We start from the raw sequence: 14,940 nt of genomic DNA on the forward strand, positions 1-14,940 counted from the left end.
ATGAAACCGAGAACAAAATTCCAACAGAACGTCGTGGCGGCAAGCAAACACCTGCCGCCGCTTACCCCCGCACAAATCGAATGGGGGTACAAGAACTGCATCGAGCATATCGGACGCCGCACGCCGAAAGGACTTATCACCTGCACCGAGTGCGGCCACACGTGGCAGAGCGAAAACGGAGAACTCACGGACAATCTGTTAGGGTGCGAGTGTCCGCACTGCCACACCACGCTGAAAGTGGAAACCACCCTGCGCCGCAAGTTCAACGATTACGAGTATTTGTGCATCGTAACCCGCTGCAAGGGTTTTCAAGTCCTGCGCTTCGTCTATATCGAGTGTTGGGCGAAAGTGGGACAGACGCCCGTTTACACCCATATCGAAGCCGTACAGCGGTGGATTGCCCCCGACGGACGCTCCGCAACCTTCGCACGGCTGCGCCCGATGGGCTTCTTCGTTCACGGGTGGAGTTGGTCGAGCGCATTGGAACTGCGGGCGGAGAACGACGGGAAATACAACATCACGCCCACACGCATCTATCCCCGGCAACGGCTTATCCCCGAACTGCGCCGAAGCGGCTACGGCAAACAACTCCCCGATGTAACCCCTTTCGACCTTATCCACCTGCTGCTCTCGGAGAACAAGGCCGAAACGCTGCTTAAAGCGGGACAAACGGCACTCGTGCGATTTTTCGCCCGTTCCTCCCGCAATATCGCAGACTATTGGCCGGCCATCCGTATCGCCATCCGTAACGGGTACGCTATCGGGAAACCGACGGAATGGTGCGACTACATCGACCTGCTGCGATTTTTCGGGAAAGACCTGCATAACGCCCATTTCGTGTGTCCCGCAGACCTGCCCGCAGCGCATGACCTCTACATGGCAAAAAAACGGCGGCACATGCAAATGGAACGGCGGCAGGAGGAACGGCGCAAGGCGTTGGAACAGGAAGCCTCGTTTGTCGAAGCCAAAGGGCGGTTTTTCGGAGTGGAGTTTTCCGACGGGGAAATCTGCATCAAGGTATTGGACAGCGTTGAAGCCATACGGCAGGAGGGCGAGGCCATGCACCATTGCGTGTTTACCAACGAATACTATCTGAAAGCCGACTCGCTCATACTCTCGGCCACAATCGACGGCAAACGTATCGAAACGATAGAGGTGTCCCTAAAACGCATGGAGGTCGTGCAGAGCCGTGGCGTGTGTAACAAGAATACCCCATACCACGGGCAAATACTGAAACTGATGAAGGGGAACATGTCCCTTATACGGAAACGAATGACAGCATAAAAATCGGGGCGGCGAAAGCCGCCCGCAAAAACAAAATAGAATGAACCAAATAGCATATAAATTCGTGTCGTGGGACGTTCCCGCACTCGAAAGCCTTGCAGGCTCAAAAGCGTACATATTACGCAAACGGCTCAATGACGGGGGAACGCTCACCCGTGAGGAGAAAGACTGGATTACCCGTGAGGTAAACCATAACACCTATTTCAAGGACTCCATTCCGCTTTTAGGGTATCGTTTCAACTTTGTCGATGTACTGAAAACATTCGTGGTAAAGCAGTACGGGCATTACACGGAATACAAGGGCGTGGACAAGACGAGCATACGCTCCATGTTGTACGGCAGAGTGGAAAGGATTGTCGAATTATAAAATCGGGGCGGCGAAAGCCGCCCTACAAAAAAAAATATAACAATGAAAATCATCTATAAAAGCTACATGGCACGCCCGCTCAAACCCTTCGGGGAGTGGGATTGGGAAGTTCGGGAAGCAGTCAAGACGGCCCTTGCGCTCGTCGAGGGGAAAAACGGGTTCAAAACCCATTCCGAGATATGGCGAAGGTGCAACCTCGTCATTACCGTGGGACACAACATCTACACCACGAGTATCGAGATACGACCACCCGAGCAGGACGTGATACGCCGCAGGAGCAACTGGCATAACGGCTACGCCTACTACTGCAACGGCGTGTTCTGGGCGAACATGAGCAGGGTTAGAGTGGAACTTGTCTGATTAAAAAATTTCGGGGCGGCAAAAGCCGCCCGTAAAAAGCGAGAATATGAAAACGAATGAAGTAAACAAGGAAATCTCCTATGAAACGCTGCTCGTAACCTTCGGCGAGGGTATCGGGCGGCTCAACACCATGTTCGACGACCCGCAGGTGTGGGGCGTTGCCACGCTGAAGCAGTGGATCGACGGGTATGAAACTACGCGCTTCACCGAAATCGACGACCGAACGGCGGTTATCACATCCGAATACAACATGGACAGCGTGAAGGAATGGCTGCAAAAGAACACACCGATTATCAACCTGGAAAAACGATAAAATCATGCGCAAGTACAAATTATTCATCGGCTACCGGCTGCTGGGAGAGTTTTCCGGTATATGGGAAGCCAAAAATTTCGCCGCTGAAAGCGGCATGAGCGGAATTTTCTCGCTCGTGGGAGAAAATTACCGGGACAGTTGGTACGAACCAAAAAAACAGGACAAGAATGGAAACAAAGATTAAAGACATCACGGGAGCGGAAATAACCGTTACCGACTTAAAAGAGGCGGTACGCCAATGCCGGGAGTGCCTCGCAAGTCCCTACCTGATGCCCTCGGGGCATACCGTGGGGGAAAACCATGCCTACATGTTGCGGCAACTGCTCGCCCTGCAAAGGCGGAAACGGGAACACGGCAGGCAACGGCCGTGAAAATACGACGCGAAAAAAATCGGACGATAACTGAAGTGCACCCCAAATATTGGACGGATTAGTATTTGTTTAGATGGCATGAGTTCGGTATTGTACCGGGCTCATGTTGTTTAAGTATTTCTTTATCCGCTTGTTATTGTAGTAGTCGATATATTCTTCCAATTCTTTTCGGAAATGGTCTATGGATGAGAATTTTTGCAAATATAATAATTCGGACTTCAATAATCCAAAGAAACTTTCCATAGCAGCGTTATCCAGACAGTTACCCTTGCGCGACATGCTCTGTGTAATACCTTTCTGTCTTAAACGGAGCTGATACTGCTTCATCTGATACTGCCAGCCCTGGTCGGAATGCAAGACAATACCCGGAGAATCCGGTATTCTGGCAAACGCATCGTCCAGCATCTTCATGATCTGCATAAAGTTAGGGCGTTCAGCTATTTTATAGCTAATAATCTCCCGGTTATATAAGTCCATAATCGGCGATAGATATAACTTTACGCCGCAAACCGAAAATTCCGTAAGGTCAGTAACCCACTTCTGATTCGGTTTTTCGGCTGCAAAGTCGCGTTGCAGAAGATTGGGCGCTATCCGTCCGATCTGTCCTTTGTATGAACAGTATTTACGGAGCCTGACCTGACTTTTTATCCCGCAAATATTCATCAGCTTAAGTACGGTTTTGTGATTTATCGCATATCCGATCTTATTCATTTCAACGGTAATGCGCCGATAACCATAACGCCCCTTATGTTCGTGATATAACCTTATAATACTCTCTTTTTCGCGAGCATATTTATCGGGTTGTTTTGATTTTCTGAAGTGATAATAAAATGTGCTTCGCGCCATCCCTGCGGCTTTGAGCAATACTGAAAGCCGGCACTGCGGCCTTAGTCCTTCGATGGCTTGGGCTCTTTCCCGCTCTCGCGGACAATGCGCTCCTCGACTAAGGCCTGCAATTTTTTTAAGTAAGCATTCTCGGCACGAAGATACTCCAGTTCCTTAAGCAACTCTTCGTGCGGAGTCGTTTTGAGTTTGACTTTTTTAGTCTTCGATTTACTCATGGCCGGCTCCTTCTTTGCGGTTTACGCCGCAGGCCTTCAGCACCTTGGTTTTGATAGAGCCGCTCCCATTGACGAATAACAAAAGGGCCCGGAATGCCGAAATGCACTGCTGTCTCCAGCAAAGATAGATGATTTTGGTGCATATGCTTCAAAACTGACAACTTAAATTCTGCACTGTAGCTACCGTGGCGCAGCTTAAGGCCGGCAAGGCCATGGCGCTCGAATAATGTTACCCACAAGTGAACTTGCGAGCGGCCACAGCCCAAGTGACATCCGGCTTCCCTAACCGAAAGTCCGCCTTCGAGTACCAGTTTTACGGCCTTTAAACGAATCTCATAATTATATTTCATAAAAAACACCCCAAAAGTGTCCAACTTTTGGGGTGCAGTACAAACAACCGTCCGATTTTTTTGTTTCCCGTCAATCGACCGCCGTATGGTCGCCCAGCTTCCCGTGCAGTTCACGCCCGATATGTCCGGCAATGCCACGGGGAGAAATTTCAGAGATTGAACCCCACCCGCCATGCGTGTATATGCACGTCTTGAGCGGTTCGGTACGGGAAAGGTAGAACAGATAGCCGTTGCGGAGCAGGATGCCCACAAACACCGAGCCGACCTCGATGTCGGCGATCTCGTCAAAACGTATCTTCCCGTCATTGTATAATACTGCCGTGCCATCCGCATCGGGAATGACGAACAGATCGTCTTCCATGACAATCCCGTGCAACTCGATTAGCGACCCCAGGCATTCACTCGCCGATACCCGGTCGTAATCACCCTTTACCTCATTTGTCGATTTCGTTTCCATATCGCTTTTCTTTAGGTTCAGACAAATACCATACGAAAAAGGCGTGAGAATACGTTAAATACCGGCATTGAGGTACAGCCAAGCACCCATCCACTCGATAGATAATTTCTCCCCACGCCGCTATCGCATACGCTTGACGCATATAGACACGACGATGAAGAAGAGAACTACCCATTATTTTGCGAGCGGATTAAAATTTGGCTGTTTTCAATGCCCCACCATAATGTGTTCCTTCCGTATGTAAATCGCCCGGCGGCACGCCGCCGGAGGATTCGATTGCAAATATAACGATTTCATTCGGGTATCGGCGACAACACGTGCGATTTTTAACAACCTTCCTGCCAAAGAACTACCCGCCGTCCTACAATTTCGGCCCCCGGGCGGGTTTGCGGGGCGCGACCTTCGGCTGCGCCTTCTTCTCCCTGGGCGGTTCGACGATCCGCAGTTTGAGTTTCTCCGTCTTACGGTCGTAACGCACCTCGCAGCAGTCAATCTCACCCGCAACCGACGTCCACACGTTGTTCACACGCACCGCGCCGCCCGAGTAGAGGGTCTTGTATTGTTCGTATTCGAGCGGCTGCCGCAATTTCGCGTCCACCTGACGGTGGAACGAGTAGATATTACGTCCCTTTGCTATTTCGTCGGGAACGTAAACCCGCAACTCGGGATGGGCGGCCTCGGCATAGAGGCACAGATCCGCCGTGCGAAGCTCCCTCGGAACCCACTGGATCATCCTCGGGTCGCCCCGCACGGCCGTATCGGCCACGAGCGGCGTGATGGCCCTCTGGGGAATGTCGTACAGCACCCCCGCATCCTTGCGAACGGCCTCCAACGCCACCTCCTCCGTTACAAGCCGGCGGTTCAGGTGCAGGACACTCATCAACCGGTGTATCTGCTGCGGGTCGTCCTGCTCGCGGAACACCTGCAAGACCAGGGCGGGGTCGCTCAACGCGCTGATAACCGAGAAATCGGTTTTGTCCTTCCCGTAGGTACGCTCGAAAGCCTCCCGGCTCATCTCCGGCGTCCGGGCTTCGCGGGGGACGCCTTTCAGGTTTTGCGGGTTCTCCCGCACCAGGCTCATGTATAGATCCGGGCTTTTCATGCTCTCGGGCAGGTGGGCGATGGCATAGGGACTGCGCCGTATGGCCTCCATGCACAACTCCGGCGTTTTCCACTTCTCGGGGACATATTGCAGGTAGCTCCCGTCGTGCCAGACGGCCCGGCGGCACATCTCCTCGTTCTTGGCGTGGTCGGGAAGGTTGTAGAACAGCTCCGGCTCCAGGGCGAAAATTTCCCGGGCCACCCTCGGCGTGAGGAACCAGGGGTTCATGTTCTCCAAAAAATCGAAGGTCTTATCGTAATTCGTGCAATAGAACCCCAACACTTTCAGGTGTATCTCCTCGAAGGGGATATAGCGGAGGACACGCAGGTCGTCGGTACGGGCCAACGCCCGGTTGCAGACCTCCGGCGTGAGCTGTTCGGGGTTGAAAAAGCGGATGGCCAGGGGATCGCGCTCCAGCGCCATCCCGCACAGACGGTCGGTTTTCAGATGTTTCGGAACGTACTCCAGTGCCAGGTAGTTCGAGGACACGGCGGCCTCGCAGACCCGTTCCGTGCGTAATTCCTCCGGCACTTCATGGAGCAGGATGCCGTCCCCGCTGACGGCACGCAGGCAGACTGCCTCCGTGCGCAGTTCCACCGGCACGAGCGAAAGGCAGGACGCGTCCATCCCCACGCCGTGAAGGGCCAGTTCCCCGGTCATGACCTCCGGGGCAATGGAGGCGAAAATCTCGAACTTGTCCACGAACGACATCCCGAATTTTTTCAGCCCTTCCAGGCATATATCGGGATACGGAATGTAAGGGAGTATCTTGTAATCGGCACTGTCCACCGCTTTCAACGCCGCACGGCATATTTGCGGCGTCCTCAATTCCCCGGGGACGGCCTCCAGCACCAGACCGTTGCGCTTCACGGCCGCCATGCACAGTTCGGGGGTCTTCAACCCCTCCGGAACGTAATACAGCGCGTAGCTGTTGCTATCGACGGCGGCACGGCACATTTTCGGTGTCTTCAGACGGTCAGGGACGAATTTCAGTGTTTCGCCCCGGTGGCCGGCCGCGGCAAGACAAAGTTCCGGCGTTTTCATCGCTTCGGGAACGAACTCGATGTTGAAAGCCGATTTCTTGATGGCGAAACGGCAGACTTCCGCCGTTTTCCGATCCTCGGGCAGCGTCTCGAAAAGGTTCTCGCGCCACGGGTTCTCGTACACCCCCGTATCGAGATAGGCTATATCTATTCTCTCTTGCTCTGTCATGGTTTTCAGTATTTATGGAAAGCGCCCGGGTGACGGGCGCTTCTCTTGGTTAGACATATTCCGTTATCGTTCCGTTTCCTCCGTCCCGTTCTCGCTCTGGAACGTGAAGGAGGTCTTCACGACCTGACCCGTGTTGTCCTCGACATAGACGTCGATGGTCTGCTGGTCATCGCTGCGCGATGTGTAATAGAGGCGGAACACCTCACGGTCGAGCGGATAGCGGTCGTTGGGCAGGAACACCGTACCGTCGTCCATCCTCAACTCACCGCGCCCGTCGGGCTGGAAATAGCGGATCGTGTAACGCGCGCCGTCATATCTCCCCTCCCGCACGAGCGTGCAGCGGATTTCAGCGGTTTCACCAACGGAGATTCGCTTCTGAACGGGCATCGTTTCCAGAGAGAACGTGTACGCCTGCTGTATATCCAGCCCGTTGTCGCAGGATGCGCATAAAAGACCCAGGGCGGCGATCCAGACCGCCATGGCCAATATCTTTTTCATCTTTTTCATGTCGCTTGCAAGTTTAATGGATTATGAATTTCACGCCCAGGCCGAACTGCGCGTGGAAATGTCCCGTTGTAGTGCCCCATAGGATACGCTCACGCCCCGTCAGCGAGAGGATAATCCTGTCGGTCAGGTACGCATCGACCTCCAGCGTGACGGCCCCGCCATAGAGGAAACGGTCGCGGTGGCGGAGCGTAGAGCCGTCATAGAGCCGCCTTTCGCCCCGGTTCACACTCTCGTAACCGGCCAGCGCCGAGCCGCCGAGGTAGAAGAAAAAAGTCCTGGACGGGTCGGCGAGGAACTTGTAATAGTAACCGCCCTCGGCAGTGAACTGCGCCACAGGGATACGTTCCGACTTGTAGGGGTAATAACGGTTCAGGAACTCCGCGCCGAACACCCACTTGTCGGCATTCTTCGCGTAGCGGCTCATGGCCAGCCCGAACCAGTAGCCCGTTTCGCTGCGGCTGTCCCGGGTATAGAAGCCGTCGGTCATGCCTCCCCGTATTTCCAGCCCGCGCATGGCGGGCAGGGCACGCTGGGCGTGCGCCCCGTCCGAAAGGAGGAGGCATAACCCCAGCGTGAGAATGAATATCGCCCGTTTCATATCACTTTACCTTTAACTCGTTGATAACACGTGCGCGCACCAGGTCGGCATTCTCCACCGTGAAAGTCTGGTGTCGCCCGCCCTGCTGCTCGTGCAGTTCCACGACCAGCTGCTTGTCGTCGGCCAGCGTGAACTTCGGGAGCGTGAAGATCATGCGCTCGGTACGCTTGCCGCCGATGACCTGCACGTTGTTGTACGCCCGCACGGGCCATACGACCTGCTCCTGGATGGCCGTGCGTTTGGCCACCTTCTTGTCCGTAATCTTGAACGTCAGGTAGTCCACGTTGAAAGGCACGTTGGAGGAGTTTTTCAGTTGGAGGTGGAAATAAAGCAGGTCGTTATGCACGTAGATACCTTTGAGGAGGTATTGTACCCCGAAACGCTTGCAACCGATATGCTTGATCTCGCGGCGGTCATTCTTGTAAATGGACTGCATGATCAGTTTGACCAGCAGCGGAGATTCGCATCCCAACTCCTGCAAATAGATGTCCAGCGCGTTATTGGGGCGGTTTACCGCCTCCCCGTCATGCAGGAAGTCCGCCATCTCGACCGACAGTTTCACCGGCTCGTCGGCATACTTGACATTGAAGCTGTAATAGGCCCCGTCCTCGGTAATGACCGAAAGGTTGCTCTCGCGCGAGAAATCACGCAGGGCCGCCTTTACACGCAGCACGTTTTCCGTGCCGTCGGCTTTCGCCGCCAGAAGATCCGAAGACCCCAGATCGACGTAACGGATGGCCGAGGGGAAAATCACATGCACGGTCTTGCTGAACGTCACCTCCAGCGCGTAGGGCGGGATAACCCGGTTGAAGGTCAGCGGACGGGTAAGACCGTCGTACAAATCGCCCGTGGAGGGCTTTTCCTGCGCGTGGGCAGCGAACATGCACCCGATAAAAGCGAGTGCCAGAAGAATCTTTTTCATACTCGATAAATTTTTGATTGTTGATAAAAATGGATTTTTTTCAGTGGTGTACGGAAGTACGTCGTTTGTACCCTTATTGAAGGGGCGGGAGCAGCAGGACGCTGTAACCGGCCTTGAGCGTGACCTTGACCGAGCGCATCTTCTTGCTCACGTATTGCGACACGCCCTGGATGGCGCTGCGCCCCAGGTCGGAGAGCAGTTGCGAACCGGCATCGTCCGTGATCGTGATACTGCTGCCCATGCCCGCGCCCATATTGGCGGCGATCTCCTTCACGGCATTGAGTTCTTCCGACCCCGGCACGGGAATACCCTCGTTGCCGTTCGTGTCATAGACCGACAGATCGACCGGAACGACCGCCCCGCCGTGCTGGACAGCGCTGACCTTGACCGTCAGCCGTTCGCCGTTGATCCTCGCCGCCCCCGTTACGGGCGTACCCGAGGGGATGAGCAGATCTCCCGCCATCATCGGTTCCAACAGCCGGAAAGTAACCTCCCCGCCATCGGTGAGCGTCACGGTTTGCTGCACGGTGGCGCGGATACTGTTGCGCTCGGGCTCGCGAAGGTCGCTCCCCACCGTGTTGAAACCCCAGTTCCGGGGCTTGACGAACTCACGGGCGAAGACCGAATCGGGCAGCGGGGCGGCGAGCAGCGACACGATGTTACGGCGCACCTGGCGCACGGGCTGCACGGAAGCCTTGCCGGAAACGGAGGCTTTCTGATGCGGGGCTTCAGGGGCCTGACCGCCGTTCATGTAGCGGGCGGCGATCTCGTAGGACTTCTCCAGCAGCGCTACCTGCTCCTCCTGGGCCGTTTTCTGCGCCTGCTGTTCTTCCAGACGGCGTTCCAGTTCCTCGATGCGGGCCTGCATCTCGCGCTCTTCCCCCGTTTCACCGGCGGTGTCCTCGTAGAAACTGCCTAACTGGCGGTTGATGTCGGCATAGGCGGCACGGGAAGTCCGGAAAGCTCCCGACGAACCGCCGGCAGGGCCGGAAGACTTATCCGGCACGGCAGCGGGCATGACGGGTTCTTCCTCCTCGTCCTCCATCCCGAACGCGAAATCCTGCAAGGAGCGCATCTTTTCCCGCTCCCTGCGCCGCATCTCCTCCTGCACGTAGGCATCACGCTTGTCCGAGAGGATACCCTCCGATTCCGGGGTCGGCAGCTCCGTGTTGAAACCCGCCGAAGGCTCCTCCCGTTCTTTTTCGCCGGGGGAGAAGATCAGCCACATGCACCCGGCAAAGGCCAGGAAAAAGAGCGGGAAGACCACCATCTTCTTCCGCATCTGTATCTGCCGGGGCGTGAGTTCCTTTTTCCCCGCCTCCGGCCGTTTATTCTGTTTTTCGTTCGTCGTCATAATTGAAATCTTTTAGATGTTTTACACTGTCGGCCTCCTGCCGTTGTCTTAATTCCAGCTCCAGCCGCTCGATATGCCGTATCTGCATCCGTTCCCCGGCTCCCTTGCCGAAGCGGTAGATGGAAGACACGGTAAAGTAGAGCGACAAGACGGAAAAGAACAAGAGCAGCGTGAGGATCACGATAATCCGCTTATCGGGCGAGAGCGCCCCGCAAGCGCGGCGCAGGTGGTCTTCGACCCACTCCCCGAAAGCCTTTATTCTCTTCTTTGCCATAGCCTTATCTTTTTAATGTACGTAAATCGCGGTTCTCCAGAATCTCGAATTTCTCCATGATGAAACCCTGCGGGTTATTGTCCGAACGCCCCGAGTTGATCAGCTCGCAGCGCGTGACCAGCGAACGCTCGGTGATGTTGCTCTCGCGGACAATCATTTGCCGGGCATAGGTCATGGCCCGGTAGGGATAGGCGTTGAAGTCGCACACCACGGAGTCCACCTCGATACGCTGGCTGATGTTCCCCGACACCACACGGTTGTAGTAACCTTTCTCCTGCATGTCCTGGTAATAGGCGAAGGCACTCTTATCGACCAGGAACAGCGCGCGGTTGATGTTGCTTTCGATGGCCGCACGGTCGGGCGAGAGGGTAAAGAACAACTCGTGAAAACGCCGGATATGTTCGCGCGCCTCCACGGGGCGGTTCTGGCTCAAATCCTGCGAGAGCGCCAGCATCAGCGACTTGCCCCCGTCCAGGACGTAGATCTTCTCGCGCTGCTTTTCGGCGAAACGGAAGCTCGCGACCACGCTGAACACGGATACCAGCGCGCACAGGCAGAGGAACACGATACCGAAAAGCCGAATCTGCCTGAAACTTGTTTCGATGTTTTTTAATGACTTGAATTCCATTGTCCAAATTGTTATGAATGATTACTGTTACCTTGTGTTGCCAGGTTGCGCCCGTTGGGGGCACTGCCCGAAGCCGGGCCACCGCCGCCGTTACCGGAGGAGGAACCGCCACCGCCGCGACGCCCGAACGTGCGGCCGATCATGTTGCCGGCGATACCGCCCGCGACACCCGTGGCGAATGCCCCGGCCTTGTTGATACCGCCCATAGCCCCGCCGGCTCCGCCCGACTGGATCACCCACTCGGCAACGGTGGGGATCGTGAAATAGCCTATGATACCTATAATCAAAAAGATAATATAGACACCGCTGCCGCTGTCGGGAATGTAGTTGGGGTCTTGCAGGGCCAGGACGTCCGCCTGGAGCATCAACGTCTGGATCTTGGCCAGCACCGCGGAGAACAGGTCGGCGATGGGAAGCCAAAGGTACACGCTGATATAGCGGGAAATCCAGCTCGCGAGCGTCGAGTGGAAGCCGTCGTAAATGGAGAGGGCGAACGACAAGGGCCCCAGAATCGACAGCACGACTAAAAAGAATGTCCGCAGCGTGTCGATGGTAAGCCCCGCGGCGTTGAACAACAACTCGAAGAAGTCCCGGACAAGCTGCCGGAAACCGGCCTTGATGTCGTACCACGTGCGTTCGGCCCACATGCTGATAATCTCGCCCAAATCCGTGATACCCATATCCGCAAGCCGTTGTTCATACACCTCGTCGTCCACTAACCAAGCCTTGCCCTCGCGCCTGCGGGCCTCGGCTTCCAAATCGTCCTTCTGTTGCTGGTATGCCTGCAAATCCAACGTCTGCCCCTCCAGTATGGCGTGCGTGCCCTGCACCACGGGCGACATCACGGCGTTGATCGTCCCCAGAACCACGGTGGGAAAGAACATCACGCACAAGCCGATGGCGAAAGGCCGCAGGAGCGGGAACACGTCGATAGGCTCCGCATTGGCCAGTGCCTTCCATACCCGGTAAGCCACGTAAAAGAGCGCACCCAGGCCGGCGATACCTTTCGCCACCCCGATCATGTCGCCGCATAGCGGCATCATCTCCTGATACAGGTTCCGGAGAACCTGGTGTAAATTGTCGAAATCCATGACTGCCTCCGTTTTCAGGTTACCAATATCTGTCGTTCGGGTTCCCGTAAAGTGCCAGCACCCGGTGCGCGTCGCCCTTTTCGCGGCTGCGGATGAAGGACACGGAGATGGTCTTGCGCGTGTAATAGCGCGTGAGGTTGCGGTACTCCAGCATCTTCGTGTAAACCTGATCCACCACGTCCATCCGCTCCTTGTCCGAGAGCGAGAGGCCGTTGCCGCCGGTTATGACCGTCTTGAGTTCCGCCACCAGCGCGCCACCCTCCTCCAGCAACCGGGCGTAACCCGCCGAGATCGCCGCCAGCTCGTCCACCGTGAAGTTCGGGTCTGAAACCATACGGTTGAATCCCGAGGTGTAGATTTCCGTGATCTCGCTGACCATTTCGAGCGTCAGCTTCACCTTCCGGGCATCCTTGATGATGTTATGCACCGATTTGAGGGCGTCGTAGTAAGCCTTGCTCTGGTTATAAATCTTGATACTCTCTTGCAGCGACTTGACCATGTTGGTCGCCGTGGTCGAGCTTTGAACCGCGCTCTTGATGTTCTGAACGAGGTTCGACGGGTCGATGACCGTCCACTGCGCTTTTGCCTGGTACGTGAAGCAAAGAAGCCCCACGAACAGCGTTAAAATCAATCGTTTCATCCTTTTCATTATTTAATTCGTGAATACTTGGGCGGTCATTCCGACGCCCGGTAATAATCCCCGTAGGCGGAGAGCTGGAGCACCTCGCGCCCCGCATCGTAGGCCAGGGCGACATACCCGTAGAGGTCGAAGTAACGGATACCTCCCCAATACTTCCTTACGGGACGGGAGAAGCGTGTCCCGTCCTTGTAGGACACCTCCACGTAAAAACCGCCGCCCCGGCGTCCCGGGTTGCGGTAGATGCGAACCCGGGGAGAACCCGAGCGGCTTTCCCACTCGCCCGCCACCTCGTACAGCGCGAAGTCCAAACGCGCCGCCGTGGGGTCTGATCCGATACACTTGCGATACATGGCCTGCCCTCCCTTTAACGTTTGCCCTCGGCGAGCTGCCTGATCGCCAGTTCCATATCACCGCCCAGCTCGCCGGCAAGCCGCTGTACCTCCACTTTCTCCGTTTCCTCGGTCGTGTAGGCCAGGTACTCCGGGACGCTGACCTCCGTGGCATAGACCGCCGACTGAACGCCGCCCAGACCGATCCAGACCTCCTTGTATTTACGGGAAGGGTCGTTGGACTGGTTGATCGAGAGAATCTGCGCCTTCTCCTTGTCGGTCAGCCCCAACAAGGACTGAATCGCGTCGAAACGGTTCATGAACTTGCGCTGGTCGAGCAGGATCTTGCAGTCCGAGTTGTTGATGATCGCCTCCTTGACCACCGGGCTGGAAATGATGTCCTCGACCTCCTGCGTCACAACGATGGCCTCACCGTAGTATTTGCGGACGGTTTTATACATATAACGCAGATATTCAGCCATATTGGCCGTAGAGAGCGCCTTCCAGGCCTCCTCGACGATGAGCTGTTTGCGTACCCCCTTGAGCCGTCTCATCTTGTTTATGAAAGCCTCCATGATGATAATGGTGACCACGGGAAAAAGCTCCTTGTTTTCCTTGATGGAATCCACCTCGAAGACCACGAAGCGCTTCGAGAGCAGGTCGATGTTGGCCCGGGAGTTCAGAAGGAAGTCGTAGCGTCCGCCCTTATAATACTGCCGCAGGGTGATGAGCATGTTGTCGATGTTGAAATCCTCGCGGCTGACCCGGATCTCCCGCTCCTCCAGCTCGCGGCGGTAGTCGTCCCGCAGGTACTCGTAGAAACTGTCAAAACACGGCACGATATTCCGGTCGGCGCGGATACGCTCGATATAGGCGTTCACGGCACTGCCCAGCTCGCCGCTCTCGGTCTTCGTGATCTTGTCGTCCTCGGTTTTCCAGAGTGTCAGCAGCAGCGTCTTGATGCTGTCCTTCTTCTCCACGTCGAAATAGTAGTCGTCGGTGTAGAACGGATTGAAACTGATGGGATGTTCCTCGGTATAGGTAAAATACACGCCGTCCTCACCTTTGGTCTTACGCCGGATCAGCTCGCAAAGGCCCTGGTAGCTGTTACCGGTATCCACCAGCACGACATGCGTGCCCTGCTCCCAGTATTGGCGGACTAAATGATTCATAAAGAATGACTTGCCTGACCCCGAGCCGCCTAACACGAATTTATTCCTATTCGTAATGATCCCTTTTTTCATCGGTTCGTCCGAGATGTCCAGGTGCAGGGGCCTGCCGCTTACGCGGTCGCACAGCTTGATGCCGAAAGGGCTGGACGAGGATTTATAGTTGGTTTCCTCCGTGAAGAAACAGACCGCGGGCTCGATGAACGTGTAGAACGATTCCTCGGCGGGGAAATCTCCCGCGTTGCCCGGCATACCCGCCCAGTAGAGCGTGGCGGCGTCCACGGTGTTGTGGCGCGGGCGGCACTCCATCAGAGCGAGCTGGCTGCCCACATCGTTGCGGATATGCCGGAGCTCCTGCACGTCGTCCGACCAGGCCAGCACGTTGAAATGGGCCCGGACGGATTGAAGACCGAACGAGTGCGCCTCGTTGAGATACTGGTCGATGTCGAGTAGGTCAGCCCCCTTACGGGAGCTTTCCCCTCTAAGAACCGTACGTGAGAGTTTCCCCTCATACGGCTCAAGCAATTCAAAACTTTTATTTGTAACTAAAA

General features: G+C 55.6%; 18 protein-coding genes and 1 pseudogene. 6 read left to right on the forward strand and 13 right to left on the reverse strand.

Annotated features, from left to right (window positions below; all coding sequences use genetic code 11):
- From DW083_RS01155 to DW083_RS01180, 6 genes are read left to right on the forward strand one after another with little or no spacing between them, the layout of a single operon-like run.
- A complete protein-coding gene (locus DW083_RS01155) occupies nucleotides 1–1,284 on the forward strand; it encodes a PcfJ domain-containing protein (protein WP_061436655.1) in 1,284 nt (427 codons plus the stop codon).
- Between the two features lie 40 nt (nucleotides 1,285–1,324).
- Nucleotides 1,325–1,651 carry a hypothetical protein gene (locus tag DW083_RS01160; protein WP_004295437.1) on the forward strand — a complete coding sequence of 109 codons (327 nt, stop codon included), beginning with the start codon at nucleotides 1,325–1,327 and terminating at the stop codon, nucleotides 1,649–1,651.
- A gap of 42 nt (nucleotides 1,652–1,693) precedes the next feature.
- Nucleotides 1,694–2,011, forward strand: a complete 318-nt coding sequence (locus tag DW083_RS01165; RefSeq protein ID WP_004295436.1) for a hypothetical protein — start codon at nucleotides 1,694–1,696, stop codon at nucleotides 2,009–2,011.
- 46 nt (nucleotides 2,012–2,057) lie between these two features.
- Nucleotides 2,058–2,324, forward strand: a complete 267-nt coding sequence (locus DW083_RS01170) for a hypothetical protein (protein ID WP_004295438.1) — start codon at nucleotides 2,058–2,060, stop codon at nucleotides 2,322–2,324.
- Nucleotides 2,325–2,328: 4 nt separating this feature from the next.
- Complete coding sequence (locus DW083_RS01175; RefSeq protein WP_004295439.1) at nucleotides 2,329–2,508, forward strand: hypothetical protein; 180 nt, start codon at nucleotides 2,329–2,331, stop codon at nucleotides 2,506–2,508.
- Nucleotides 2,492–2,695, forward strand: coding sequence for a hypothetical protein (locus DW083_RS01180; RefSeq protein ID WP_004295440.1), 204 nt, complete (start codon nucleotides 2,492–2,494; stop codon nucleotides 2,693–2,695). The genes DW083_RS01175 and DW083_RS01180 overlap by 17 nt, the downstream gene beginning before the upstream one ends.
- Before the next feature lie 69 nt (nucleotides 2,696–2,764).
- Here the strand turns inward: DW083_RS01180 and DW083_RS01185 are convergent.
- The 13 genes and pseudogenes from DW083_RS01185 to DW083_RS01255 form a co-directional block, all read right to left on the reverse strand.
- Nucleotides 2,765–4,106, reverse strand: a pseudogene (locus tag DW083_RS01185) (IS3 family transposase).
- Between the two features lie 70 nt (nucleotides 4,107–4,176).
- Nucleotides 4,177–4,563, reverse strand: coding sequence for a hypothetical protein (locus DW083_RS01195; protein WP_004295441.1), 387 nt, complete (start codon nucleotides 4,561–4,563; stop codon nucleotides 4,177–4,179).
- A 361-nt stretch (nucleotides 4,564–4,924) separates the two neighbouring features.
- The gene (locus DW083_RS01205) at nucleotides 4,925–6,877 is read right to left on the reverse strand and encodes a DUF4116 domain-containing protein (RefSeq protein WP_117881280.1); all 1,953 of its coding nucleotides are present in this window, start codon (nucleotides 6,875–6,877) and stop codon (nucleotides 4,925–4,927) included.
- Nucleotides 6,878–6,940: 63 nt separating this feature from the next.
- Nucleotides 6,941–7,384: a DUF3872 domain-containing protein gene (locus DW083_RS01210; RefSeq protein WP_118458466.1), complete on the reverse strand. Its 444-nt coding sequence runs from the start codon at nucleotides 7,382–7,384 to the stop codon at nucleotides 6,941–6,943.
- Nucleotides 7,385–7,397: 13 nt separating this feature from the next.
- Nucleotides 7,398–7,982, reverse strand: a complete 585-nt coding sequence (locus DW083_RS01215) for a conjugal transfer protein TraO (RefSeq protein ID WP_004295446.1) — start codon at nucleotides 7,980–7,982, stop codon at nucleotides 7,398–7,400.
- 1 nt (nucleotide 7,983) lies between these two features.
- A complete protein-coding gene (traN, locus tag DW083_RS01220) occupies nucleotides 7,984–8,904 on the reverse strand; it encodes a conjugative transposon protein TraN (protein WP_118418059.1) in 921 nt (306 codons plus the stop codon).
- A gap of 73 nt (nucleotides 8,905–8,977) precedes the next feature.
- Complete coding sequence (gene traM, locus DW083_RS01225; RefSeq protein WP_122331143.1) at nucleotides 8,978–10,258, reverse strand: conjugative transposon protein TraM; 1,281 nt, start codon at nucleotides 10,256–10,258, stop codon at nucleotides 8,978–8,980.
- Nucleotides 10,233–10,532, reverse strand: coding sequence for a TraL conjugative transposon family protein (locus tag DW083_RS01230; protein WP_004295449.1), 300 nt, complete (start codon nucleotides 10,530–10,532; stop codon nucleotides 10,233–10,235). The genes traM and DW083_RS01230 overlap by 26 nt, the downstream gene beginning before the upstream one ends.
- 4 nt (nucleotides 10,533–10,536) lie before the next feature.
- Complete coding sequence (gene traK / locus DW083_RS01235) at nucleotides 10,537–11,160, reverse strand: conjugative transposon protein TraK (RefSeq protein WP_004295450.1); 624 nt, start codon at nucleotides 11,158–11,160, stop codon at nucleotides 10,537–10,539.
- A gap of 11 nt (nucleotides 11,161–11,171) precedes the next feature.
- Nucleotides 11,172–12,251 (reverse strand): conjugative transposon protein TraJ, encoded by a 1,080-nt coding sequence (gene traJ, locus DW083_RS01240; protein WP_004303797.1) that lies wholly within the window; start codon nucleotides 12,249–12,251, stop codon nucleotides 11,172–11,174.
- A gap of 19 nt (nucleotides 12,252–12,270) precedes the next feature.
- Nucleotides 12,271–12,891, reverse strand: a complete 621-nt coding sequence (locus tag DW083_RS01245; RefSeq protein WP_004295452.1) for a DUF4141 domain-containing protein — start codon at nucleotides 12,889–12,891, stop codon at nucleotides 12,271–12,273.
- 35 nt (nucleotides 12,892–12,926) lie between these two features.
- On the reverse strand, nucleotides 12,927–13,241 hold the full coding sequence (locus tag DW083_RS01250) for a DUF3876 domain-containing protein (protein ID WP_004303798.1): 315 nt from the start codon (nucleotides 13,239–13,241) through the stop codon (nucleotides 12,927–12,929).
- A 14-nt stretch (nucleotides 13,242–13,255) separates the two neighbouring features.
- The coding region (locus DW083_RS01255) for a TraG family conjugative transposon ATPase (RefSeq protein ID WP_122331161.1) at nucleotides 13,256–14,940 on the reverse strand (1,685 nt) is incomplete at its 5' end.

This window comes from Parabacteroides sp. AF48-14 (assembly GCF_003477465.1).
Taxonomy (GTDB): Bacteria; Bacteroidota; Bacteroidia; order Bacteroidales; family Tannerellaceae; genus Parabacteroides; species Parabacteroides acidifaciens.